This window comes from Caballeronia arvi (assembly GCF_001544695.2).
Lineage (GTDB): Bacteria > Pseudomonadota > Gammaproteobacteria > Burkholderiales > Burkholderiaceae > Caballeronia > Caballeronia arvi.
In genome coordinates this window covers 143,233-165,056 of the sequence record NZ_FCOM02000012.1, presented here as the reverse complement: position 1 = coordinate 165,056, position 21,824 = coordinate 143,233, and the positions used below count along the sequence as shown (strand labels likewise).

Genomic DNA, 21,824 nt, shown 5'->3' with positions numbered 1-21,824 from the left:
AAATTCGAGACTGGGCAAGAACAACTTTCTCTCGGGGCTCGTCTACGTTATAGACGGGCGTCTTCAGGGCGCCGTGTATCGATCTGCACGGCGCCCTCTTTTTTCTCGCAATGCTTCTCCCGAATTGCTCGCTTCGTGCGCGGAGATGTCGGGGAACGCGACTTCGATCGGATAGGCGTCGATGCTCATTCGAGGCAGCCCTGGCAGAGATATCTGATCGACAGGTAGTCATCGAGGCCGTACTTCGATCCTTCGCGGCCGTAGCCCGATTCCTTCACCCCACCGAAAGGCGCGGCTTCGCTCGCGAGCGCGCCTTCGTTGATGCCGACGATGCCCGCTTCCAGGCCGCGCGACACTCGGTCGATGCGGCGAATGTCCTGGCTATAGAAGTAGGACGCGAGGCCGAATGGCGTGTCGTTGGCGGAGCGGATCGCTTCGGCTTCGTCATCGAAACGGAAGAGCGGCACGATCGGGCCGAAGGTTTCCTCGCAGCTCAATTGCATCTGGGGCGTGGCGTCGAGGAGCACGGTCGGTGCGTAGTAGTTCGGGCCCAGTGCATCCAGCCGCTTGCCGCCCGCGAGAATGCGCGCGCCCTGCGCGACGGCATCGTCGACATGACGCGCGATCTTGTCGATTGCGCGTGCGTTGATCATCGGGCCGATCTGCGCGTCGGGATCGGTGGCGGGCGCCACCTTCAGCGCCGCAACGCGCTTGGCGAGCATGTCGCCGAACTTTTCGTACACGCCCGACTGCACGTACACGCGGTTGGGGCTCACGCACGTCTGCCCGCCGTTGCGGAACTTCGAAGCGAGCAGACCCGTGACGGCGGCGTCGAGATCGGCGTCGTCGAAGACGATGAACGGCGCGTTGCCACCGAGTTCCAGCGAGAGTTTCTTGAGCGTCTCCGCCGATTCGCGTGCCAGATACTTGCCCACCGGCGTCGAGCCGGTGAACGTGATCTTGCGCACGCGGCTGTCGTGTAGCCACGCGGCAACTGCGGGCACCGCGTTCTCGCGCGATGCCGTGATCAGGTTCAGCACGCCTGGCGGCACGCCGGCTTCCTGCGCGAGCAGCACGAGCGCGAGCGCGGTGAGCGGCGTGTCCTCGGCAGGCTTGCCGACGACCGTGCAGCCCGCAGCCAGCGCGGGCGCAATTTTGCGCGCGATCATCGCGAGCGGAAAATTCCACGGCGTGATCGCCGCGACGATGCCGACGGGCTCCTTCACCGCCGTCATCCGCTTGCCGCGCTGCTGCTGCGGAATGATGTCGCCGTAGATGCGCGTAGCTTCGTCCGCGAACCACTTCACATAGGACGCGCCGTACAGCACCTCGCCGCGGCCTTCTGCGAACGGCTTGCCCTGTTCGAGCGAGATGAGCCGCCCGAGCGCGTTGGCGTTCTCCATTATCAGGTCGTGCCAGCGATGCAGCACCGCCGCGCGGTCTCTCGGCAGCGCGTCACGCCACGCGGGGAAGGCGCGCGCGGCGGCGTCGGCGGCGGCGCGCGCGTCAGCTTCGCTGCTATCGGCGACGTCGGCGATGACTTCGCCGGTCGCCGGGTTCGTCACGCCGAAACGTTTGCCGCTTGCGGCGGCGACCCACTTACCGTCGATGAAATTGTCGCGGCGAATCAGGTCGTTGAGTTCGAGCTTCGATGCCATGATGGAGACTCCTTATATCACGCGAGCCGTTCGGCGATGGCGCGTCCGACTTCCGTCGTGTTCGCGTTGCCGCCGAGGTCGCCGGTATGCGGGCCATCCTTGAGCACCGCTTCGATCGCTGCGAGGATCGCGTCGTGTGCCTCGCGCTCCTTGCCTTGCCCGCTGCCGAGGAAGTCGAGCATCATTGCGGCCGACCAGATCATCGCGATCGGATTGGCTATGTGCTTGCCCGAGATGTCGGGCGCCGACCCGTGCACTGGTTCGAACAGCGACGGGAACGTGCGCTCCGGATTGAGGTTCCCCGAAGGCGCGATGCCGATCGTGCCGGTGCAGGCGGGGCCGAGGTCCGAGAGGATGTCGCCGAAGAGATTGGTCGCGACGACCACGTCGAAGCGGTCCGGGTTCAGCACGAAGCGCGCGCACAGGATGTCGATGTGCTGCTTGTCCCACTTCGCATCCGGATAGAGTGCGGCCACTTCCGCGGCGCGCGCGTCCCACCACGGCATGCTGATCGAGATGCCATTGCTCTTCGTCGCGACGGTGATCTTCTTCTCGCGGCGCATGGCGAGGTCGAACGCGAACTTCAACACGCGCTCGGCACCCTTGCGCGAGAAGATCGACTGCTGCATCACGAGTTCGCGCTCGGTGCCTTCGTACATCGTGCCACCCACCGACGAATATTCGCCCTCGGTGTTTTCGCGCACGATCATGAAGTCGATGTCGCCGGCCTTGCGGCCCGCGAGCGGCGACGGCACGCCGTCGAACAGACGCGCCGGGCGCAGATTGATGTACTGGTCGAATTCGCGGCGGAACTTGAGCAGTGACCCCCACAGGGAGACGTGATCGGGCACCGTGTCGGGCCAGCCCGCCGCGCCGAAAAGAATTGCGTCGGCGCCTTCGAGCTGCGCCTTCCAGTCGTCCGGCATCATCTGGCCGTGCCGCGCGTAGTAATCGCAGCTCGCCCAATCGATGTGCTGGTACTCCAGTGCAATGCCAAAGCGCTTGCTGACGGCGTCGAGCGTACGCAGCCCTTCAGGCATCACTTCCTTACCGATGCCATCTCCGGGAATGACGGCGATTCGATACGTGTTGCGGGTCATAAGAGTCTCCAGTCAGCTTGTTCCAGATTGCTTGTTGCCAGCAAGGCGCGGGGTGCCAAATGCGCCGTGGCTTGTCTTCGAATCCCGGATGATTTGCGCGTGTTCCAGCGATGCGCTGAAGCGCTCGCTGTCGCTGATTACAGTGCCGGCCAACGCACGGGCACCGTATGCGCGCGGCTCGCGTCGCCAGTGAGCCGCGCGTGAATTTCCGCCGGGGAATTCTCGCGGCGGCCCGAACGCGAGCCCCCTCAGTGATGGTCCTGCCAAAAGAGCGTTTCGAGCGGGTAGTGGTTCTTCACGAAGGGCGACTTGATGATCACATAGCTGAAGTACTTGTCGATGCCGATATTGCGTTCCAGCAAGCCCTCGACGACGCTCTGATAGTGGCTCACACCGCGCGTGACGAACTTGAGCAGGTAATCGTAGCCGCCACTGACCAGATGACACTCGACGATCTCGTCGACGTCCCTGATTGCCGCGACGAACTTGATGAAGTCCTCGCGGTGATGGTCGTTGAGCGTCACCTCGGTGAAGACGATCTGCAGGTCGCCGAGCTTTTCGAGTTGGATCCGCGCGCCGTATCCGACGATGTAGCCTGCCTTCTCTAATCGCTTCACGCGGATCAGGCAGGGACTCGGAGACAGGCCGACTGCGTCGGCAAGCTCGACGTTGGTGATGCGACCATTCTGTTGCAGATGAGAAAGTATCCGCAGATCGATTCGGTCGAGCTTGCAGTCGGTGCGCATCGCGGATGTCCCGGTTCGGCATCTGGAAACTGTCGATGGATGTTTTCACGCGCTCGCGCGTGTGCGCGTGCTGGCAACCTGCCTCGCCGGTGCGCTCAGCGCGGCACGCACATCGGGTTGGGCGAGCACGTCGTCGAGCGTCTTTTCGAGGCGCTCGAACATCATGTCGAACTCGCTTTCCGTGTAGCAAAGCGCGGGCGCGAAGCCGAGGATGTTGTCGTTGAACGCGCGGAATACAAGGCGGTTTTCATACGCTGCCGCCGCAATGCGCTCGGACAGTTTCAGCGACGCATCGAAGCCCTGCTTGCTCTGCTTGTCCGACACGAGTTCGAGCGCGCCGAGCAGCCCGCGATGCCGCGCATCGCCGACCAGCGGATGCGCGAGCAGCGCATCGAGCCCTTGTGCAAAGCGTGGCCCGCGCGCGATGCCGTTCGCGAGCAGCCCGCCTTCGTGATAGAGCCGCATCACTTCGAGGCCGATCGCCGCGCTCACCGGATGCGCGGAATACGTGTGGCCGTGGCCGATCGCGGCCGCGGCGTCGCCGCCATCGGCGATGCCCTGGTAAATCGCATCGGACATCAGCACGGCGCCCATCGGCGCGTAGCCGGCGGTCAGACCTTTGGCGACGGTCATCAGATCCGGCTCGACGCCTTCGTCTTCGCACGCGAAGAGCGGGCCGGTGCGCCCGAAGCCGGTGATGACTTCGTCGACGACGAAGAGGATGTCGAGCTTGTGGCACGCCTCGCGCATCGCCTTTAGCCAACCCTTCGGCGGCACGATCACGCCGCCCGAGCCCTGAACCGGCTCGCAGAAGAACGCGGCGACGTTCTCAGCTCCAAGCGCCGCGACTTTCGCTTCGAGCGCGGCGACCGATGCGGCGATCAGCGCGTTATCGTCGGCGAACGTGTTGCGATACGGGTAGGGCGATGCGATGTGATGCTGCGTCGAAAGCGGCAAGTCGAAGTTGCGATGGAACGCTGGCAACGCCGTCAGTCCCGCGCCGACCGACGACGACCCGTGATAGCCGCGCTCGAGCGCAATGAGGTGCTTCTTCGACGGCCGGCCCGTCGCGTTGAAATAGTGCGTGATGAAGCGCAGCGCTGAATCGACGGCATCGGACCCGCCGAGCGTGAAGTAGACGTGTTGCAGCGAAGCGGGCGACAGCTCGACCAGCTTCGCCGCCAGTTCGATCGCGGGCTCGGAGCCGAAGTGGAAGTAGCCGGTAGCGTAGGGCAGGCGCGTCATCTGCTCGGTCGCGGCCTTGACGATGCTCTCGTGCCCGTAGCCCGTGTTCACGCACCAGAGGCCGGAGAACGCGTCGAGCAGTTCGTTGCCGTCGATATCGCGTAGGAAAACCCCGTGCGCGGAGTCGAGGACGGTGACGCCACGCGCTTCGTGCGCACAATAGCTGACTACCGGGTGGATCAGGTGCTTCCGGTCGGCTTCGATGAGCGATGGGTTCGGCATGGCAGTTCTCGTCTCGGGATGGACTGTTGACCGTTCCATGATACTGAGAGAGCGCCCCTCGCCGTGCCGCCAAAAAAATGCTCAAATAGCGTGAACGCCGCGTTTTTCGATGCGCGTGCGGCATTTTGTGCTGTGCGCGTTTAGTTAGGCTAACTAGTCGCTTCAATAACCACGGGTACGGTCGATCTGACCGATCATCGGCTGTCCCGCGCGATGCCGCTGAATATTGTCGAGCACGACATCGACAGCAGTGTCCGGCCGCGTCGCGCTCGCGATGTGCGGCGTGATGCGCACGCGCGGATGCGTCCACAGCGGATGCGTGGCGGGCAGCGGCTCGGGATCGGTGACATCGAGGATCGCGTTCTGCAGCTGGCCGCTTTCGAGCGCCGCGAGCAGATCGACCTGATTCATCTGCGGCCCACGCCCGACATTTACGATCGACGCGCCCTTCGGCAGGGCCGCGAAGAGCTTCGCGTCGAGCAGGCCGCGCGTCGCATCGGTCAGGGGAAGCAGGCAGATCAGCACGTCGGTCCGCGCGAGGAACGCGTCGAGCGAATCGGTGCCCGCAAAGCACTCGATGCCATCGAGCGTGCGCGGCGAGCGGCTCCATCCCGCGCACGGAAAACCGAAGAGCCGCAGGCGGTCCAGCACGGCCGTGCCGAGCACGCCAAGCCCGAGCACGCCCACCCGACGCGACGCCGCCGAGTGCACCGGCATCTCGCGCCACTGCCGCTGTTGCTGCTGCAGGCCGTAATCGAAGAGATCGCGATGAATCGTGAGCACCGCCTGCGTCACGTACTCGACCATCCCCTTCACGATGCCCGGCTCGATCATCCGCACGACCGGCACGTGCGCAGGCACGCCCGACAAATCGAACTGGTCGATGCCCGCGCCCACCGAAAACACCACTTCTAAGTTCGGCAGCGTGCGCGCGGGGTCCTCGGGGGGCTGCCAGGCGGCGAGATAACGGATCGCGGCCGGATCGCCGACGTCGGGCCACACGTGGAATTCGAGTTCCGGCGCCTTCTGCGCGAAGAGCCGCGCCCATTGTCCGCCGCGCGCGGGATCGGCTTTGTAGAGGAACGTCATCTTATTAGCAGACCGCCTGGTTGATGATGCCGAATTGCCGCACTTCGCTATCCACCTTGAGCGTGCCGTTGCGCGCCATCTTCACGACGGTGTCAACGCGCGCCAGACCTAGCCCTTCGAGCCAGTCGGAGAGGCCGCTGTCGCCGGGCGTATCGATACGAACGAACATGCCTGCGTTCAGCGCGAGCCAGTGGCTGATGAGCGCCTTCGCACGGCTCGAATCGTCGGAATCCGGCGCGACGACCGGGCCGATCGCATAGCCACGACCGAAGCGCCGGTAGAGCGCGAAGCCGAGCAGTTCGCCGTCGCGGTCGAGCGCGATGCCGCCCGCGACGTCGAGCAAGGACGGCAAGAGCGCGCTCCGGTCCAGCCCGCTCGCACGCGAGGCGAGTTCGATCAGGCGCGGCAAATCGCTGGAACCGAGCGGGCGCAGGCGCTCGCCGGGCGGCAGCGAAACGAGCGGCGGATGGAACGTGGCGCCCTGATGCTGGTGCAGCGTGCCGATTTCGCGAAAGCCGAGCTTTTCATAGAGCGGCTTGCCGGCGGGCGTCGCGTGCAGGAGCGTGGTGCGATCGCCTAGTTCTTCCAACAGCAGCTCCATCAGCCTGCGTCCGATGCCGCGTCCCTGCTGCTCCGGCGCGACGATCACCATCCCGAGCGAGGCCGTGTCGCGGCCGTACTTCCAGCAGAGCGCCGTGCCGATCACGCCGCTCGGGTCCTCGGCGACGAAGCCTGTGCCTGCGTCGGCGACGAAACGCCAGTCGTCCGCGCGATGTGGCCAATTGATTTCGCTCGACAGGGCGTAGGCCGCGGCGAGGTCCTTGCTGGTGAAAGGGCGATACGACAGCGCAAAGTTTGCGTCGCAATTATCGGTTCGATCGGACATGCCGGGCTCCTCGGCCTCAAAACTCATGCCCCCACTTTCGCATTGCGCTGCAGCGTTGTCCAGAACGTCGGCCGAGCGCGCGGGAAATCGATGTAAAACGCCATGTCGCGGCGTTGAAAACGCGTGAAATCTGCTGAATCACGCCTTGAGTCGATGACTTTTTTGGAGCCTGCAGGCGTACGATCTCTTCAACGTCAAGGCACTCAAAAGGATACCTGAATGAATAGCTTCGATCCCGGCAAGATCGTGGTGCGTGGGGCGCATTTCATCGGTGGGGAATATGTCGACGAAGGTCCGCAGCGGATCGACGTGGCGCGGCCGTCCGATGGCGTCGTGTATGCGTCGGTGCCCGTCGCCGATGGCGCACTGATTGACCGTGCCGTCGACAACGCATGGACCGCCTGGCGCTCGAGTGGCTGGCCGCGCATCGCGCCGCGCGAACGCGCGCGCATCCTGCGCCGCTTCGCGGATCTTGTCGCCGCCGATGTCGAGACGCTCGCGCCGCTGGAAGCGATCGGCTCGACGCGCCCGATCCGCGATGCCGCCGCCTGGGACGTGCCGTACACGGCCGAAGGCATTCGCTTTTACGCGGAGTTTGCGGACAAACTCGGCGGCGAAGTGATGTCGACCGATCACGATCACCTGGGCATGACGATCGCCGAGCCGTACGGCGTGATCGGGGCGATCGCACCGTGGAATTTTCCGCTGGTGATGGCGTCGTGGAAGATCGCGCCTGCGCTCGCGGCAGGCAATGCGGTCGTGCTGAAGCCCTCGGAGATGACGCCATTTTCGGTGCTGCGGCTGGCCGAGCTCGCGCTCGCAGCGGGCGTGCCGAAGGGTATCTTCAACGTCGTGCAGGGCGACGGCCGCACCGGTGATGCGCTCGTGCGCCATCCGCGCATCGGCAAGGTGACGTTCACCGGCTCGACGCGCACGGGCGCGGCGATCATGGCGGCCTGCGCCGAGACCGGTACCAAGCCGGTGACGCTGGAACTGGGCGGCAAGAGTCCGCAGGTCGTGTTCGCCGATGCGCCCAGGCTCGACGCCGTCGCGCGCCGCATTGCGGGAGCGATCTCGGGCAACGCCGGGCAGGTGTGCAACGCAGGCTCGCGGCTGCTGGTCGAACGTTCGATCGCTGACGAATTGAGCGAGCGCATCGAGCAGGTCTTCGCCGAACTCAAGCCGGGCGCGACTTGGGCACGCGGCACGACGCTCTCCCCGATCATTTCCGAGCCGCAGGCGTCACGCATCGAATCGATTGTGCAGCGCACCGTAGCGGGCGGGGCGACTTTGCGCTACGGCGGCCATCGCGCAGATGGCGGCAAGAGTGGGCCTTTCTACTGGCCCACGATTCTTTCGAACGTCACTCAGCAATCCGAAGCGGTACGCGAGGAGGTGTTCGGCCCGGTTCTTACGCTACAAACCTTCGACGCCGAAGACGAGGCCCTCGAACTGGCTCAGCATCCTGAGTACGGCCTGGCGGCAGGTGTGCACACGGCGGATCTCGGTCGCGCGCTGCGCTTCGTGCGCAGCATCGAAGCGGGCACAGTCTGGGTGAATCGCTACGGACGAACTAGCGATTTTATGATCCCGACGGGCGGCTACAAGCGCTCGGGGATCGGCAAGGATCTCGGCCGGCAGGCGTACGAGGCGAATCTGCGCTTTAAGAGCGTGCTGATCGACCTGCGATCTTAAGCGCCTGACGAATGTTTCGGCCGCAGACTGTGCTGTGAAGGCCGTTCAAAACGCGGCGATTTTTGTTCTTGACCTGAGTTAATCGACGCCACCTTCGCTTTTTGCGCTGTTTAAATCTTCCACAGGAATGAGCTTCCTGTTTCGCCACTGAACTCCACGAGTTCGCAACAATGATAGGACTATCACCATGATCGATTTCGAGCCGAAGTACATCACATTCGACTGCTACGGCACGCTCACGAAATTCCGCATGGCCGACATGGCACGCGAAATATACGGCGACTGCCTGCAAGGTGAGGAGCTTGAGAAGTTCGTTGCGTTCTTCTCGGGCTATCGTCGTGACGAAGTGCTCGGTGCCTGGAAGCCGTATCGCGACGTGGTCGTCAATTCGGTACGCCGCGCCTGCCAGCGCATGGGCGTCGAGTTCAATGAGGCGGAAGCTGAGAAGTTCTACACCGCTGTGCCCACCTGGGGTCCGCATCCGGACGTGCCCGAAGGCTTGTCGCGCCTCGCAAAAAAGTACAAGCTGGTGATTCTGTCGAACGCGTCGAATGACCAAATCCAGAGCAACGTCGACAAGCTCGGCGCGCCGTTCCATAAGGTCTTCACCGCCCAGCAGGCGCAGTCGTACAAGCCGCGCATGCAGGGTTTCGAGTACATGTTCGACCAGCTGAACTGCAACCCGGAGGACGTATTGCATGTGTCATCGAGCCTGCGCTACGACCTGATGACTGCGCACGACATGGGCATCAAGCACAAGGCGTTCGTCAAGCGCGGCCATGAGCCGTCGACGCCTTACTACGAGTATTACGAAGTCGACGATATCGGCGGCGTCGCGACGCTGCTCGGCCTGTAATTCACATTATCGCCATCGCCCGAGGACACCGGATGAAGCTCGATTCCTACTGGCTCGACACCGCTCCCGCCTGCACGGCCGGGAGCGAGGGTCCAGTCGACGGTTATGTTGACGTCGCCGTGATCGGCGGCGGCTTCACCGGCTTATCGGCGGCGCTCGCATTGGGCAGGCGCGGCGCCGCAGTCGCCGTGCTCGATGCGGGGCGGCTTGGCGGCGGCGCCTCCGGACGCAACGGCGGGCAGTGCAACACGGGCGTTGCGCAAGACTATGTGGCGCTCCACGCCCAACTTGGCGCGGAGCGTGCGCGCGGCTGCTATCAGGCGTATGCAGCGGCCGTCGAGACCGTCGAGCGTCTGATCCGGCAGGAAACGATCGATTGCGACTATCTTGCTTCGGGCAAGCTGAAACTCGCTTCGAAGCCGCATCACCTCGAACATTTGGAAAAGACCGCCGAGCTGATCCGGCGCGAAGTCGATCCCGATGTTGAAGTGATCGGCCGCGAGCGGATTCGCAGCGAAGTCGAGTCGGACAGTTTTTTCGGCGGCCTGCTGCACAAGCACGGCGGCCAGATGCATATGGGCAAGTTTGCGGTGGGGCTCGCGAACGCGGCGGCAAGGAACGGCGCGCGGCTCTTCGAGAACGCGGCCGTGACGTCGATCGAAAAAGAACGCAGCGCGTATCGCATCGTGTCAGCGCGCGGCGAGGTGCGTGCACAGCAGGTGCTGATCGCGACCGGACCGTCGCGTCACGGGCCGTTCGGCTGGTATCGACGGCGCATGGCGCCGGTCGGTTCGTTCATCGTCGTGACTGAGCCGTTACCCGCCGACCGTCTCACGCGTCTCTTGCCAAACCGTCGTTCGTATGTGACGAGCCGCCTGATGCACAACTACTTTCGCGTGACGCCGGACTCGCGTCTGCTATTCGGGGGGCGCGCACGGTTTACCGCGTCGGAGCAGCCGTCGGACGCGAAGAGCGGGCGCATCTTGCAGCAGAACATGGTGCAGCTGTTTCCAACCCTCGCCGATGCACGCATTGACTACTGTTGGGGCGGTCTGGTCGACATCACGGCCGACCGGCTGCCGCGCGCCGGCCAGCACGATGGCCTCTATTTTTCGATGGGCTATAGCGGCCACGGCACGCAGATGTCGACGCACATGGGCCAGGTGATGGCCGAGGTGATCAGCGGCAACGCGTCAGCCAATCCCTGGCGCGAGTTCGGTTGGCCCGCCATTCCGGGCCACACCGGCAAGCCCTGGTTCCTGCCGCTCGTGGGTACGTACTACCGGATCAAAGATATCTTCTACTAATAGCCACACTCGGAGGAGACAGATGGACAACATAAAAATGTCTGACGTCACAAACCACGTCGGCACCCAACTTGACGAACTCACCAGCACGGGCATCTCCCGGCGCAACGTCTTGCGCGCGATGGCCGTCGGCGGCATGCTGTCGATGACGGGTGCGGGCCTGCTCGCCGCGAGTGGCGCAGCATTCGCGCAGCAGACGCCGAAGCAGGGCGGCAAGATCCGCGTCGCGACGCAATCCGCATCCGCCGCCGACACGCTTGATCCCGCAAAGGGCGCACTCGCCACCGACTACGTTCGCGGTAACCTGTTCTACAACGGTCTGACTGAACTCGACTCAAACCTTGGCGCGAAGATGGCGCTCGCCGAATCGGTGGAGACGAAGGATGCGACCGTGTGGGTGGTGAAACTGAGAAAGGGCGTGCAGTTTCACGACGGCAAGGCGCTCGCGCCCGCCGACGTCGTCTATTCGATCATGCGCCACAAGGACCCGGCGATCGCCTCGAAGGCGAAGACGCTCGCCGACCAGATCAAGGACGTGAAGGCGACCGGTCCGAATGAAGTGACGATCACGCTCGAAGGCGCAAACGCCGATCTGCCCGTGATTCTCGCGACGTCGCACTTTCTCATCATCAAGGACGGCACGAAGGAGTTCAAGACGGCCGTCGGCACAGGGCCGTTCAAGGTCAAGGAGTTCTCGCCGGGCGTCCGTACGGTTGGCGTGAGGAACGAGAAGTACTGGAAGCCAGGGATGCCCCATCTGGACGAGATCGAACTGATTGGCATTGCCGACGAACCGGCGCGGGTGAACGCGCTGCTGTCGGGCGATGTGCAATTGATCAATGCGGTGACTCCGAACTCGGCTGGCCGCATCAAGGGCGTCGCCGGCTTCACCGTGCTCGAAACGAAGACAGGCGCATACACTGACCTGATCATGCGCGACGAGGGCGGCATTACCGGCAATAGTGATTTCCGGCGTGGCATGACGTACCTGCTAGATCGTGAGCAAATTCGCCGCGCTGTTTTCCGCGGCTACGGATCGATCGGCAACGACCAGCCGATCGATCCAACCAACAAGTACTACCTCGCCGGCCTGCCGCAGCGCACGTTTGATCCTGACAAGGCCAAGTTCCACTTCCAGAAGGCGAAGCTTGGCAGCACGCCGCTGCAGCTCTACGCGTCGCCAGCGGCCGATGGGTCGGTCGAGATGGCGATACTGCTCCAGCAGGTCGCGCCGCAGGCGGGACTCAATCTGCAGGTGAGTCGGGTGCCGGCCGACGGCTACTGGTCGAACCACTGGATGAAGCATCCGCTGGGATTCGGCAATATCAACGCGCGCCCAAGCGCCGACGTGATCTTCACGCAGTTCTTCAAATCGGACGCGCCGTGGAATGAGGCGAACTGGAAGAGTGCGAAGTTTGATCAGTTGTTGGTCGCCGCGCGTGGCGAGCCGGACGACGCGAAGCGCAAGAAGATCTACGGCGACATGCAGGTGCTGGTGCATGAAACCGGTGGCGTTGGCATTCCCCAGTTCAACAGCTCGCTCGACGCTCATACCACAAAGCTCAAGGGCCTCGGCTCGATTCCGCTCGCGGGCCTGATGGGCTTCACATTTGCAGAAAACGTCTGGCTCGAAGGTTGAAGCTAAGCCACCCGTCGCGCGCGGCGACATCGAGCGCGCGCGGCCAACCAGGAGACAATTACTGATGAAAGCCCACGCGCAACGACTCATTGCCGCGCGCCTCGGCCTGGCGTTGCTTACGCTGCTGTTGGTGTCGGCCATCGTGTTTGCGATCACCGGCCTGTTACCTGGCGACGCCGCGCAACAGGCGCTCGGCCAAGCGGCGACGCCCGAACAGGTCGCTGCCTTGCGCCACCAGTTTGGCCTCGACCAGCCCGCGCTGCAGCGGTATTTCCAGTGGCTCATGCATACCGTGAGCGGCAACTTCGGCACATCACTGTCGAACAATTTGCCGGTGAGCGAACTGATCGCCACGCGCCTGCCGAACTCGCTCGTGCTCGCCGGGCTGACCGCGCTCGTGTCCGTGCCGATCGCACTCGCGATTGGCATTTCGTCGGCAATGTTCCGGGGCTCGCTGCTCGATCGCGCGCTGAACGTGCTCACGCTCTCGACCGTCGCCGTGCCCGAGTTCCTGATCGCGACGATCGCCGTGCTCATTTTCGCCGTAAAGCTGCGCTGGCTGCCCGCGCTGTCGTACTTGTCGGAGGTGTCGTCGTTGAGTGGCCTTCTGCGCATCTACGCGATGCCCGTGATGACGCTCTGCTGCGTGATCGTCGCGCAGATGGCCCGGATGACGCGTGCTGCGGTGCTGGATCAGCTCAACGCGTCGTATGTGGAGATGGCGATCCTGAAGGGCGCCTCGCCGGTGCGCGTCGTGCTGCGCCACGTGCTGCCCAACACGATCGGCCCGATCGCCAATGCGGTTGCGCTTTCATTGTCGTACTTGTTCGGCGGCGTTGTGATCGTCGAATCGATTTTCAACTATCCGGGACTTGCGAGCCTGATGGTTGACGCCGTCACCAATCGCGACATGCCGCTCGTGCAGGGCTGTGTGATGGTGTTCTGCGTGGCGTATCTGGCACTCGTGCTGATCGCCGACCTGTGTCAAATCGTATCCAACCCGAGGCTGCGTCAACGATGAACCGAGCCGCCAAATCCCGCGCCACGACCACGCCGTACGCCGTGCCCAAAATTGGAGGGGAATCCTTGACTACCTTGCACGAACCGCCGCCCGAAGCAAGCGCCGGCGCCAAGCGCGGACCCCTGCGGCGCCTCGCCGGTCGCTTCTCAGTGCTCGGGCTGATCGGGCTCGTAATCGTCGTGTTCTGGCTTGTCGTCGCGTTCATCGGGCCGCTCGTCGCGCCTTACAAGGGTGGCGCACTCACGTCGACGGAGATATTCGGCTCGTTCAGTGCGGCGCATCTTCTCGGTACCGACTACCTTGGCCGCGATATGCTGAGCCGCGTGCTCTACGGCACACGCTACACGGTGGGCCTCGCGCTCGCGGCTGCCGTGCTCGCGAGCTGCATTGGCACGTTCTTCGGCTTGCTCGCGGCCGTGTCGGGCCGCTGGGCGGACGAAATCCTGAGTCGCCTGTTCGACGCGCTGATCTCGATTCCGAGCAAGGTGTTCGCGCTCGTCATAGTCGCCGCGTTCGGATCGTCGATCCCCATGCTCATCATGGTCGCCGTGCTCGCCTATATCCCGGGCGCGTTTCGCATCTCGCGTTCGCTCGCGGTCAACCTGATGACGCTCGAATACGTGCAGGTCGCGCGGGCACGGGGCGAAGGGCTCTTCTACATCGCGCGTGTCGAGGTGCTGCCCAACATGATCCATCCGATGCTCGCGGACTTCGGCCTGCGCTTCGTGTTCATCGTCTTACTGCTGAGCGGCCTCAGCTTTCTCGGCCTCGGCGTGCAGCCGCCGGACGCTGACTGGGGCTCGCTTGTGCGAGAAAACATTGGGGGCCTTGCGGAAGGCGCGCCCGCCGTGCTGATGCCATCCGTCGCGATCGCGACGTTAACCGTCGGCGTGAACCTCTTGATCGACAGCCTGCGGCGCCACGGTGCACGCAGATGAGGAGCGACGCAATGAACATGATCGAAGTGAAGGGCCTGCGCGTGGTCGCGGGTGCGGCGCCGGATGCGTTCGTCGAGATCGTGAAGGGCGTCGATTTCACGGTGAAGAGGGGCGAAGTGCTGGCGCTGATCGGCGAGTCCGGGTCGGGCAAAACGACCATCGCGCTGTCGCTGCTCGGCCATGCCCGCACGGGTTGTTCAATCTCCGGCGGCTCGGTGCGAATCGGCGACGTCGAAGTGCTCTCGCTCGACGCGCGCGGACGGCGCGCGCTGCGGGCGCGCACGGTGGCGTATGTCGCGCAGAGCGCGTCGGCGGGTTTCAATCCGTCGCGCACGATCATGGATCAGGTCACCGAGCCTGCGCTGCTGCACAAGCTGATGACGCCTACCGCCGCGCGCGAGAAGGCGATCGCGCTGTTTCGCGCGCTTGCACTGCCCACGCCGGAGACGATTGGCGCGCGCTACCCGCACCAGGTGTCAGGCGGGCAGTTGCAGCGACTGATGGCGGCGATGGCGCTAATCACCGATCCAGCGGTGGTCGTGTTCGACGAACCGACCACCGCGCTCGATGTGACCACGCAGATCGAAGTGCTCGCCGCGTTCAAGAAGGTGATTCGCGAACTGGGCACGACCGCGGTGTACGTGTCGCACGATCTCGCGGTGGTCGCGCAGATGGCGGATCGCATCGTCGTGTTGAATGGCGGCACCGTGCGCGAGAACGGCGCGACGGCGCAGGTGCTCGACGCCCCCGTTGATGCCTACACGCAACAATTGCTCGCTGCGGCGCGCCGTCCGGAGCCGGAGCTCGCGCCGGTGAAGCAGGAAGCGGTGCCGCCGCTCCTCGAAATCCGTGGACTCAGTGCGGGCTATGGACGTGTCGATAGCAACGGCGTGCCAGCTGTGCGCGTGCTCGACGACGTGAGCCTCACCATTCCGCGCGGCAGCACACTCGGCGTGATCGGTGAATCGGGCTCGGGGAAGACGACGCTGGCGCGCGTCGTGGCGGGCCTCGTCGACCGGGCGCGCGGCGAGGTGCTGCTCGACGGCAAGCCGCTGCCCGCGAAGCTGTCAGAACGCACGCTGGATCAATATCGACGTGTGCAGATCGTGTTTCAGAACGCCGATACCGCGCTGAATCCGAGCCGCACGATCGCGGACATCCTTGCGCGTCCGATGTGCTTCTATCATGGCCTGCGAGGCGCCGCGGCGCAAAAGCGCATGCTCGAACTGCTCGATCTGGTCAGACTGCCCGCTTCGATTGCGAAGCGCCAGCCGGGCGGCCTGTCGGGCGGGCAGAAGCAGCGCGTGAACCTCGCGCGCGCGCTCGCCGCCGATCCCGCGTTGATTCTCTGCGACGAAGTGACGTCGGCGCTCGATACGGTCGTCGGCGCGGCGATCCTCGAATTGCTTGCGGAATTGCGCCGAGAGCTGGGCGTGTCGTACATGTTCATCAGCCACGACATCTCGACGGTGCGCGCGATATGCGACGAAGTAATCGTCCTGTATGCAGGGCAGCGCGTCGAAGCGGGCCAGCGCGACGTGCTCGCCGCCCCCCCTTATCACCCGTACACGGGTCTGCTGGTCGATTCGGTGCCTGCGCTTCGGCCCGGCTGGCTCGATGCGCGCCGCGAAATCGCGGGTGCCATGCTGCCGGCGATGGGCACGAGCAGCGGGGCGGATGAACTATGCAGTTTTCGCGCGCGCTGTCCGGTGCGCATCGACGGCAAATGCAACATGACGCGGCCACCGCTCAGAAAACTGCCCTCCGGTGCCGAGATTCTGTGCCATCACTCGATCGTGGAGCTCAACCGAATCCAGACAGTCGAAACAATGGACGTATGAGTGCTCGCTTCGTACGCGTTGCGGAAACGGGGCGCCAGAGCTTCACCACCACCTTCGATGAGGCGACCGTGCGGGCATCTGAAGGCGACACACTGATGTGCCGCACTCCGACCGCGCAAGACGCCCTGCATGATCGGGAATTTGGTGACGGCCGGCGTGCCGCATTCTATTTGATGGCGTGTGCCAAGGTTGCTGGGTACGAACGTGAACGTGATCGTGATTGGCCGACCGCTTTTGATGAAGGACGGCGCGACGGCGGGCAGATTTATCGACCGCAGCCGGGGAAGGGGCTTCGCGCTCTTTGAAACGCTCTATGGGACGGAAGCGGGGCCTGCGGCGTCGCTGCATCGAGATTCCAATGCGTCTAAAAGCCGCATCGATGCAAGCGGTCAGGAAATGGCCGCGAATACGGAATAGAAGGTATCGAGGAGCATCTGGAAATCAAAGCCATCCTCGGCTTCCAGGCCCCGAGATTCGGTGCCTCCAGTACTCCCTGCTAGGTTTTTAGTGAAGTAATCGCGCAATGCGCAGGAGCGTAAAAATGACCGTAGCCTTCGTGCTGCACCGCGCCGACGGCGCGCCCCTTTTAACCTCGTTCCGCAGGGCGGCGTTCGGCAAGGACGACCCCTTTGCGCGACAGCGCGAAATCGCGTGGGAAGGAGCGGACTCGATGGTCGCGGGTCGGGCCAGCTTCATTGGCGAGCTCCACGTCGCGAGCTTTCCCCACATTGAAACCATCGTCGTGGTGGAAGGAGAACTCACGCTGGAAACGGCCGGAGAAGCCCCTTTAGTGCTCGGTCCGCGAGCGGGTGCTGTCATCGGGAGCGGCACAGCGCTTCGCGTCCTGGCCGAATCTCGCGTGCGTTTCGTGTTTTGCGCGGCCGCTTGCGAGAAACCGACGAAGCGCGGGCTCATCCCCCTGCGCGCCGACGCTGACTTCAAGCCCTCCGCTTCACTACCAGCGGAGGTGTTGCTGGGCCCGGTCCCGCAATGCCGTAGCGACAACGTCTTCACCGACGACGGTGCGGAGTATCTCGCGGGCACGTGGGATTCGACGCCCTACCACCGGGTTGTCCGCCCGCATCGCATGAACGAGTTCATGCATCTCCTGGCCGGCGTCGTGCGGTTCGCGGCGCCTGATGGCAGCGTGCTGTCGCTAGGCGCCGGCGACGCGCTTTTCGTGCCCCAGGGTGCACCGATCGGGTGGGAAAGCAGCGAGCGGGTGGCGAAGTTCTACGTTGTTCAAAGCGTCCGGGCTTCAACCGAGCGCGATTGAACATGTCCCCTCCGCTGAATCACATTCAAACTTCGCCCACGTTGCCGGCCGCGGCTGACGTGGTCGTGATCGGGGGCGGCATCATCGGCGTCTTCGCCGCATACTATCTCGCCCGCCGCGGGGTTTCAGTCGCCCTGGTCGAGAAGGGGAGGATCGGTGCCGAGCAGTCGAGCCGCAATTGGGGCTGGTGCCGGCAGCAGAACCGTGACGCTCGCGAATTGCCGATGGCGAGCAAAAGCCTTGATCTCTGGGAACGATTTACCGTCGAAACCGGTGAAGACACAGGCTTTCATCGCTGCGGGCTGTTGTATCTCAGTAATGACGAGGCCGAGCTGTCTCGTTGGTCCAGTTGGGGCGACTTTGCGAAGACCGCCGGAGTGGCAACCTACATGCTCGATAGCCGGCAAGCCGCCCAGCGGGGTCTGGCGACCGGCCGCGCCTGGAAAGGCGGCGTCTTCTCGCCCAGCGATGGCACCGCCGACCCTGGCAAGGCCGCGCCAGCCGTGGCAGCTGCGCTCATGAAGCTCGGTGGCAGCGTCCACCAGCACTGCGCGGCCCGCGGCATCGAGCTGGAGGGCGGGCGGGTCAGCGGTGTCGTCACGGAAGTCGGGGTCATCAAGACCAGAACGGCCGTGCTCGCTGGTGGCGCCTGGGCTTCCTCGTTCTGCCGCCAGCTCGGGATCCGCTTTCCCCAAGCCTCAATCCGCCAATCCATTCTCAGTGTGTCCCCTGTCGAATCTCGCTTGCCGGATGCTCTGTTCACCTCCGGCGTGTCCATTACGCGCCGCAACGACGGACGCTACGCACTGGCCATTAGCGGCCGCGCGCGCGTAGACCTGACGCCACAGTTCATGCGATTCGCCCCACAATTCGTGCCCATGTTTGCCAAGCGCTGGCGCAGCCTTCTTCCGGGAGGCCTGGAGGGACTTCGTGGTGGCCACGAAGCGCTGAAGCGGTGGCGGCTTGATGCGCCGACACCCATGGAGCGGGTGCGCATTCTAGATCCGAAGCCCGATCTGCCGACGATCAAGGAGACCCACCGCCGCGCCGTCGAACTGCTGCCCGAACTTGGCCAGGCAAAGATCACGCACGCGTGGGCCGGCTTCGTCGACAGCACGCCGGACGGCGTTCCCGGTATTGGCGAAGTGCCGGGCATGCCGGGATTGATTCTGGCAGCAGGCTTTTCCGGACACGGTTTCGGCATCGGCCCCGGAGCAGGGCACTTAATTGCGGACCTTGCCACCGGTGCCGAGCCGATTGTTGACCCCATACCGTATCGACCCAGCCGATTCGGCGACTCAGCATGGGGCAAGGTCGCTGATTTCTAGGCCGCACCCCCAGCACGTTGGAAAGTCGAACCCCCAGCCCAACCAGTCAATCCGCGAGTCCTACCTGGGAGACAATTACGAATGATCACAGCAGCGAACTGAAAGGGTATGCTGCTCGCCCGCGGTTGCGAGGAATGCATTGCCAAGGGCGCAGGTCGCGCATCCAGCACCTCACATCGTATGCATGACTTCACATATTACGAGTCGAATCAATATGACTGCAATTGCCGTGGTTCATACTGGACCGGTCACGGTCCAGCCGATCAAGGAGCAAATCAGCGAGCAAATCCCTGAGGCGCGTGTTATCAACATCGTCGACGACAGCCTGCTCAATGACGTTCGCGCAGCCGGCCATCTGACTCCGGAAGTTGCAAGTCGGATTCATTCGTACATGGCCAATGCGCAAGCGATGCGCGTCGATATCATCCTGAACGCCTGTTCGTCGGTGGGTGAAGCCGTTGACTCGGTGCGCAACTTCGTGAGCACCCCGATCGTGAAAATCGATGAAGCGATGGCAGAAGAGGCGAGCTCCATTGGTCGTCGCATTGGGGTGCTCGCGACTGTGTCGAGTACGCTCGAGCCCACCGTTCGGCTGGTTAAAAAAAAGGCCGGCGACCTCGGTCGTACGGTTGAAGTGACCGAGCGGATTGCCGAGGGCGCCTTCGAGGCTCTCCTCAGCGGGGACAGCGCGCGACACGACGAAATCCTTAAGAGCACGATCTCGACCTTAGCAGAGCAGGTCGACGTGGTCGTGCTGGCGCAGGTTTCGATGGCACGGCTCGTGCCGCAGTTGGAGGGCGTGCGCGTTCCGGTGCTCTCTAGCCCGCGCAGCGGTGTCGCTGCTCTGAAACGCGCGCTAGGTAACGGGATTTAGGCACGAGGCAACGGGGGTTCCTTTGAAGCAGTCGATTTGCATCCGTTTCGAACCTTGCCTCGCGCTTTCAATGGGTTGAGGCTTCAGATGAGGTAATTGAAGTTCTCGGGCGCATTGGACTGCACCGGCAATGAACGTGTTTCGCACGTGAAGCGGCGTCGAAGCCATCTGCCCAATGGTGAGCCGGTGATCGGACCGAGTTCGAATATGGACGGTCTCTTCTATTCATTCGGCTTCAGTGGCACGGGCTTTCAGGTTTGGCCGGGCGTCGGCGAGGCCCTCGCCGAGCTGGTCACGGACCGCTAGCAAATCGCGCACAGTTCAACAGGGTGCAGCAGATGATCGAGGTGGGTGTCGACAATGGCACGAAGCTAATCGTGGGCGGCATAGGGAGGCCGGCCGGATTGAGCCAAGGCTTCTATGCACGCCCGGCGATCTTCTCGAATGTGCGCACCGACATGTCGATTGCCCAGCAGGAGATCGTTGGACCCGTGCTCACTATTATTGGCTATGACACTGTCGAAGAAGCGATCACCATCGCAAATGACACCGTATATGGGCTCGGCGCGCACGTTCAGGGCAGGGACAAGGCACAAATGCGGGCAGTCGCCGCGCGTATGGTCGGGACAGCTGCATCTGAACTACCCGGCGTGGGACCCGCAGGCTCCGTTTGGCGGATACGAGCAATCCGAAAATGGATGCGAGTACGGCATCGAAGAAATGGAAGTGTACATGGAGGTGAAGTCGATCCTCGGGTACTGCAATTGAACGCTCGCGCGAGACGTCACGCCAGAGTGATGTCGACAACCTGTAGCTGTTCGCTTTTGAAGGGTGCTGAGATTGGATCCCGCCGATATTTCCGAAACATGGTTGACCGCGCATCAGCCGCATTGGGCGAAGTTGCGACGCGACCTTCACGCCCATCCCGAGTTGCGCTTTGAAGAACACAGGACCGCGAGCGTCGTTGCGCGTGAGCTTGAAGAACTCGGCTATGAGGTGACGCGCGGACTGGGCGGAACGGGCGTCGTCGCGAGTCTGGCCGGCGCGGATCCCGATTGGGGCATTGTGCTCCGTGCGGACATGGATGCGTTGCCTATCCACGAAGCCAACGATTTCACACACGCGTCCGGCACGCACGGAATCATGCATGCGTGCGGGCATGACGGACACACGGTGATGTTGCTGGGTGCCGCGCGCATCCTGAAGGAAATGCCGCAGTTACCGGGCAGCGTTCATTTCGTCTTTCAGCCGGGTGAAGAAGGCGGCGCGGGCGCGCAAAAGATGATCGACGATGGGCTATTCGAGCAATATCCCACCGAGGCAGTGTTCGGTATGCACAACTGGCCTGGGTTGCCAGGCGGACATTTCGGCTTGCGCACCGGCCCGATCATGGCCGCAGGCTCACGCTTCAGGATTACGATCATTGGCAAGGGCGCGCACGCCGCGCAGCCGCATCTGGGCGTCGATCCTATCCCGCTGGCCTGTTCGATGGTTCTGCACTGTCAGACCATCGCGGCGCGTCACAAAGATCCCATCGATCCCGCCGTGATCTCCGTGTGCATGATCCGCGCGGGCGACACTGACAATGTCATCCCGAACAGCGCCGAGTTGCGTGGAACGATCCGCACGCTGTCGTCCGTGTTGCAGCGACAATTGCAACGCGACCCCCAACTGATGTGCGAAGGGCTTGCTGCCGCTCACGGCGCTCAGGTCGAGGTCATCTTCTTCCAATCCTATCCCGCGACCATCAACACACGGGCCCAGACCGAACTCTGCGAAGCGGTCATTCGCAAGACGTTCGGCGACGAACGTACGCACCCCCACGTGCCAGCCAACATGACGTCGGAAGATTTCGGCTTCATGCTCGAAAAGCGTCCCGGCACGTATGTGCTGATCGGGAATGCCGACGTCGGCGCGACCGCACCGGGTCTGCACAACCCGAAGTACGACTTCAACGACAGCATCATTCCGGCCGGCGTCCAGTACTGGATCGCTTGGCACAGCACTACTTCCAGACTCGCCAGCCTGCGCGTTAACGCCCAATAACGCTCGCTCTGCCACTTGCCCCAAAGGGACTCTACGATCCGCAAGTGATCATTGAAA

At 63.4% G+C, this 21,824-nt stretch carries 18 protein-coding genes and 2 pseudogenes; 14 read left to right on the top strand and 6 right to left on the bottom strand.

Going from position 1 to position 21,824, the window contains the following annotated elements; genetic code table 11:
• Positions 1-185: 185 nt before the first annotated feature.
• The 6 genes from AWB74_RS16725 to AWB74_RS16700 form a co-directional block, all read right to left on the bottom strand.
• Entirely contained in the window at positions 186-1,658 is a 1,473-nt protein-coding gene (locus tag AWB74_RS16725) for an NAD-dependent succinate-semialdehyde dehydrogenase (protein ID WP_061147849.1), read from the bottom strand.
• Between the two features lie 17 nt (positions 1,659-1,675).
• A complete protein-coding gene (locus AWB74_RS16720) occupies positions 1,676-2,758 on the bottom strand; it encodes a tartrate dehydrogenase (protein WP_061147848.1) in 1,083 nt (360 codons plus the stop codon).
• A 248-nt stretch (positions 2,759-3,006) separates the two neighbouring features.
• Positions 3,007-3,504: an Lrp/AsnC family transcriptional regulator gene (locus tag AWB74_RS16715; protein ID WP_061147847.1), complete on the bottom strand. Its 498-nt coding sequence runs from the start codon at positions 3,502-3,504 to the stop codon at positions 3,007-3,009.
• Positions 3,505-3,549: 45 nt separating this feature from the next.
• Positions 3,550-4,971, bottom strand: a complete 1,422-nt coding sequence (locus tag AWB74_RS16710) for an aspartate aminotransferase family protein (protein WP_061147846.1) — start codon at positions 4,969-4,971, stop codon at positions 3,550-3,552.
• Between the two features lie 162 nt (positions 4,972-5,133).
• The gene (locus AWB74_RS16705; protein WP_061147845.1) at positions 5,134-6,060 is read right to left on the bottom strand and encodes a 2-hydroxyacid dehydrogenase; all 927 of its coding nucleotides are present in this window, start codon (positions 6,058-6,060) and stop codon (positions 5,134-5,136) included.
• 4 nt (positions 6,061-6,064) lie between these two features.
• Positions 6,065-6,946 (bottom strand): GNAT family N-acetyltransferase, encoded by an 882-nt coding sequence (locus AWB74_RS16700; protein ID WP_061147844.1) that lies wholly within the window; start codon positions 6,944-6,946, stop codon positions 6,065-6,067.
• 219 nt (positions 6,947-7,165) lie between these two features.
• Between AWB74_RS16700 and AWB74_RS16695 the strand changes: the two genes are divergently transcribed.
• The 14 genes and pseudogenes from AWB74_RS16695 to AWB74_RS16630 all read left to right on the top strand — a co-directional run bounded on the left by AWB74_RS16695 (position 7,166) and on the right by AWB74_RS16630 (position 21,767).
• Positions 7,166-8,641 (top strand): aldehyde dehydrogenase family protein, encoded by a 1,476-nt coding sequence (locus AWB74_RS16695; protein ID WP_061147843.1) that lies wholly within the window; start codon positions 7,166-7,168, stop codon positions 8,639-8,641.
• Between the two features lie 187 nt (positions 8,642-8,828).
• Entirely contained in the window at positions 8,829-9,497 is a 669-nt protein-coding gene (locus AWB74_RS16690) for a haloacid dehalogenase type II (protein ID WP_061147842.1), read from the top strand.
• A gap of 32 nt (positions 9,498-9,529) precedes the next feature.
• The gene (locus tag AWB74_RS16685; protein WP_061147841.1) at positions 9,530-10,804 is read left to right on the top strand and encodes an NAD(P)/FAD-dependent oxidoreductase; all 1,275 of its coding nucleotides are present in this window, start codon (positions 9,530-9,532) and stop codon (positions 10,802-10,804) included.
• A gap of 37 nt (positions 10,805-10,841) precedes the next feature.
• A complete protein-coding gene (locus AWB74_RS16680) occupies positions 10,842-12,443 on the top strand; it encodes an ABC transporter substrate-binding protein (protein ID WP_200821983.1) in 1,602 nt (533 codons plus the stop codon).
• A 64-nt stretch (positions 12,444-12,507) separates the two neighbouring features.
• Complete coding sequence (locus AWB74_RS16675; protein WP_061147839.1) at positions 12,508-13,464, top strand: ABC transporter permease; 957 nt, start codon at positions 12,508-12,510, stop codon at positions 13,462-13,464.
• Positions 13,461-14,402, top strand: coding sequence for an ABC transporter permease (locus tag AWB74_RS16670; RefSeq protein ID WP_087039047.1), 942 nt, complete (start codon positions 13,461-13,463; stop codon positions 14,400-14,402). Before AWB74_RS16675 ends, AWB74_RS16670 begins: the two co-directional genes overlap by 4 nt.
• An 11-nt stretch (positions 14,403-14,413) precedes the next feature.
• Positions 14,414-16,243: an ABC transporter ATP-binding protein gene (locus AWB74_RS16665; RefSeq protein ID WP_061147893.1), complete on the top strand. Its 1,830-nt coding sequence runs from the start codon at positions 14,414-14,416 to the stop codon at positions 16,241-16,243.
• The gene (locus AWB74_RS48600) at positions 16,240-16,548 is read left to right on the top strand and encodes a hypothetical protein (RefSeq protein WP_200821982.1); all 309 of its coding nucleotides are present in this window, start codon (positions 16,240-16,242) and stop codon (positions 16,546-16,548) included. Before AWB74_RS16665 ends, AWB74_RS48600 begins: the two co-directional genes overlap by 4 nt.
• Before the next feature lie 236 nt (positions 16,549-16,784).
• Positions 16,785-17,519: a cupin domain-containing protein gene (locus AWB74_RS16655; RefSeq protein ID WP_061147837.1), complete on the top strand. Its 735-nt coding sequence runs from the start codon at positions 16,785-16,787 to the stop codon at positions 17,517-17,519.
• A gap of 2 nt (positions 17,520-17,521) precedes the next feature.
• Positions 17,522-18,847 (top strand): NAD(P)/FAD-dependent oxidoreductase, encoded by a 1,326-nt coding sequence (locus AWB74_RS16650; RefSeq protein ID WP_061147836.1) that lies wholly within the window; start codon positions 17,522-17,524, stop codon positions 18,845-18,847.
• A gap of 214 nt (positions 18,848-19,061) precedes the next feature.
• The gene (locus AWB74_RS16645) at positions 19,062-19,721 is read left to right on the top strand and encodes an aspartate/glutamate racemase family protein (protein WP_061147835.1); all 660 of its coding nucleotides are present in this window, start codon (positions 19,062-19,064) and stop codon (positions 19,719-19,721) included.
• 162 nt (positions 19,722-19,883) lie between these two features.
• A pseudogene (locus tag AWB74_RS47315) lies at positions 19,884-20,015 on the top strand (FAD-dependent oxidoreductase); the annotation flags it as partial.
• Positions 20,015-20,489: pseudogene (locus tag AWB74_RS16635) on the top strand (aldehyde dehydrogenase family protein); the annotation flags it as partial. The pseudogenes AWB74_RS47315 and AWB74_RS16635, both read left to right, overlap by 1 nt.
• A 63-nt stretch (positions 20,490-20,552) precedes the next feature.
• Positions 20,553-21,767 (top strand): M20 aminoacylase family protein, encoded by a 1,215-nt coding sequence (locus AWB74_RS16630; RefSeq protein ID WP_235024600.1) that lies wholly within the window; start codon positions 20,553-20,555, stop codon positions 21,765-21,767.
• The last annotated feature ends 57 nt before the right edge of the window (positions 21,768-21,824 follow it).

Excerpts from the sequence above, each read along its gene's own strand:
- AWB74_RS16700 (WP_061147844.1), bottom strand. The coding sequence starts at position 6,946 with ATGTCCGATCGAACCGATAATTGCGACGCAAACTTTGCGCTGTCGTAT.
- AWB74_RS16720 (WP_061147848.1), bottom strand. The coding sequence starts at position 2,758 with ATGACCCGCAACACGTATCGAATCGCCGTCATTCCCGGAGATGGCATC.
- AWB74_RS16705 (WP_061147845.1), bottom strand. The coding sequence starts at position 6,060 with ATGACGTTCCTCTACAAAGCCGATCCCGCGCGCGGCGGACAATGGGCG.
- AWB74_RS16690 (WP_061147842.1), top strand. The coding sequence starts at position 8,829 with ATGATCGATTTCGAGCCGAAGTACATCACATTCGACTGCTACGGCACG.
- AWB74_RS16695 (WP_061147843.1), top strand. The coding sequence starts at position 7,166 with ATGAATAGCTTCGATCCCGGCAAGATCGTGGTGCGTGGGGCGCATTTC.
- AWB74_RS16650 (WP_061147836.1), top strand. The coding sequence starts at position 17,522 with ATGTCCCCTCCGCTGAATCACATTCAAACTTCGCCCACGTTGCCGGCC.
- AWB74_RS16665 (WP_061147893.1), top strand. The coding sequence starts at position 14,414 with ATGAACATGATCGAAGTGAAGGGCCTGCGCGTGGTCGCGGGTGCGGCG.
- AWB74_RS16670 (WP_087039047.1), top strand. The coding sequence starts at position 13,461 with ATGAACCGAGCCGCCAAATCCCGCGCCACGACCACGCCGTACGCCGTG.
- AWB74_RS48600 (WP_200821982.1), top strand. The coding sequence starts at position 16,240 with ATGAGTGCTCGCTTCGTACGCGTTGCGGAAACGGGGCGCCAGAGCTTC.
- AWB74_RS16645 (WP_061147835.1), top strand. The coding sequence starts at position 19,062 with ATGACTGCAATTGCCGTGGTTCATACTGGACCGGTCACGGTCCAGCCG.
- AWB74_RS16685 (WP_061147841.1), top strand. The coding sequence starts at position 9,530 with ATGAAGCTCGATTCCTACTGGCTCGACACCGCTCCCGCCTGCACGGCC.
- AWB74_RS16725 (WP_061147849.1), bottom strand. The coding sequence starts at position 1,658 with ATGGCATCGAAGCTCGAACTCAACGACCTGATTCGCCGCGACAATTTC.
- AWB74_RS16680 (WP_200821983.1), top strand. The coding sequence starts at position 10,842 with ATGTCTGACGTCACAAACCACGTCGGCACCCAACTTGACGAACTCACC.
- AWB74_RS16710 (WP_061147846.1), bottom strand. The coding sequence starts at position 4,971 with ATGCCGAACCCATCGCTCATCGAAGCCGACCGGAAGCACCTGATCCAC.
- AWB74_RS16675 (WP_061147839.1), top strand. The coding sequence starts at position 12,508 with ATGAAAGCCCACGCGCAACGACTCATTGCCGCGCGCCTCGGCCTGGCG.
- AWB74_RS16655 (WP_061147837.1), top strand. The coding sequence starts at position 16,785 with ATGACCGTAGCCTTCGTGCTGCACCGCGCCGACGGCGCGCCCCTTTTA.
- AWB74_RS16715 (WP_061147847.1), bottom strand. The coding sequence starts at position 3,504 with ATGCGCACCGACTGCAAGCTCGACCGAATCGATCTGCGGATACTTTCT.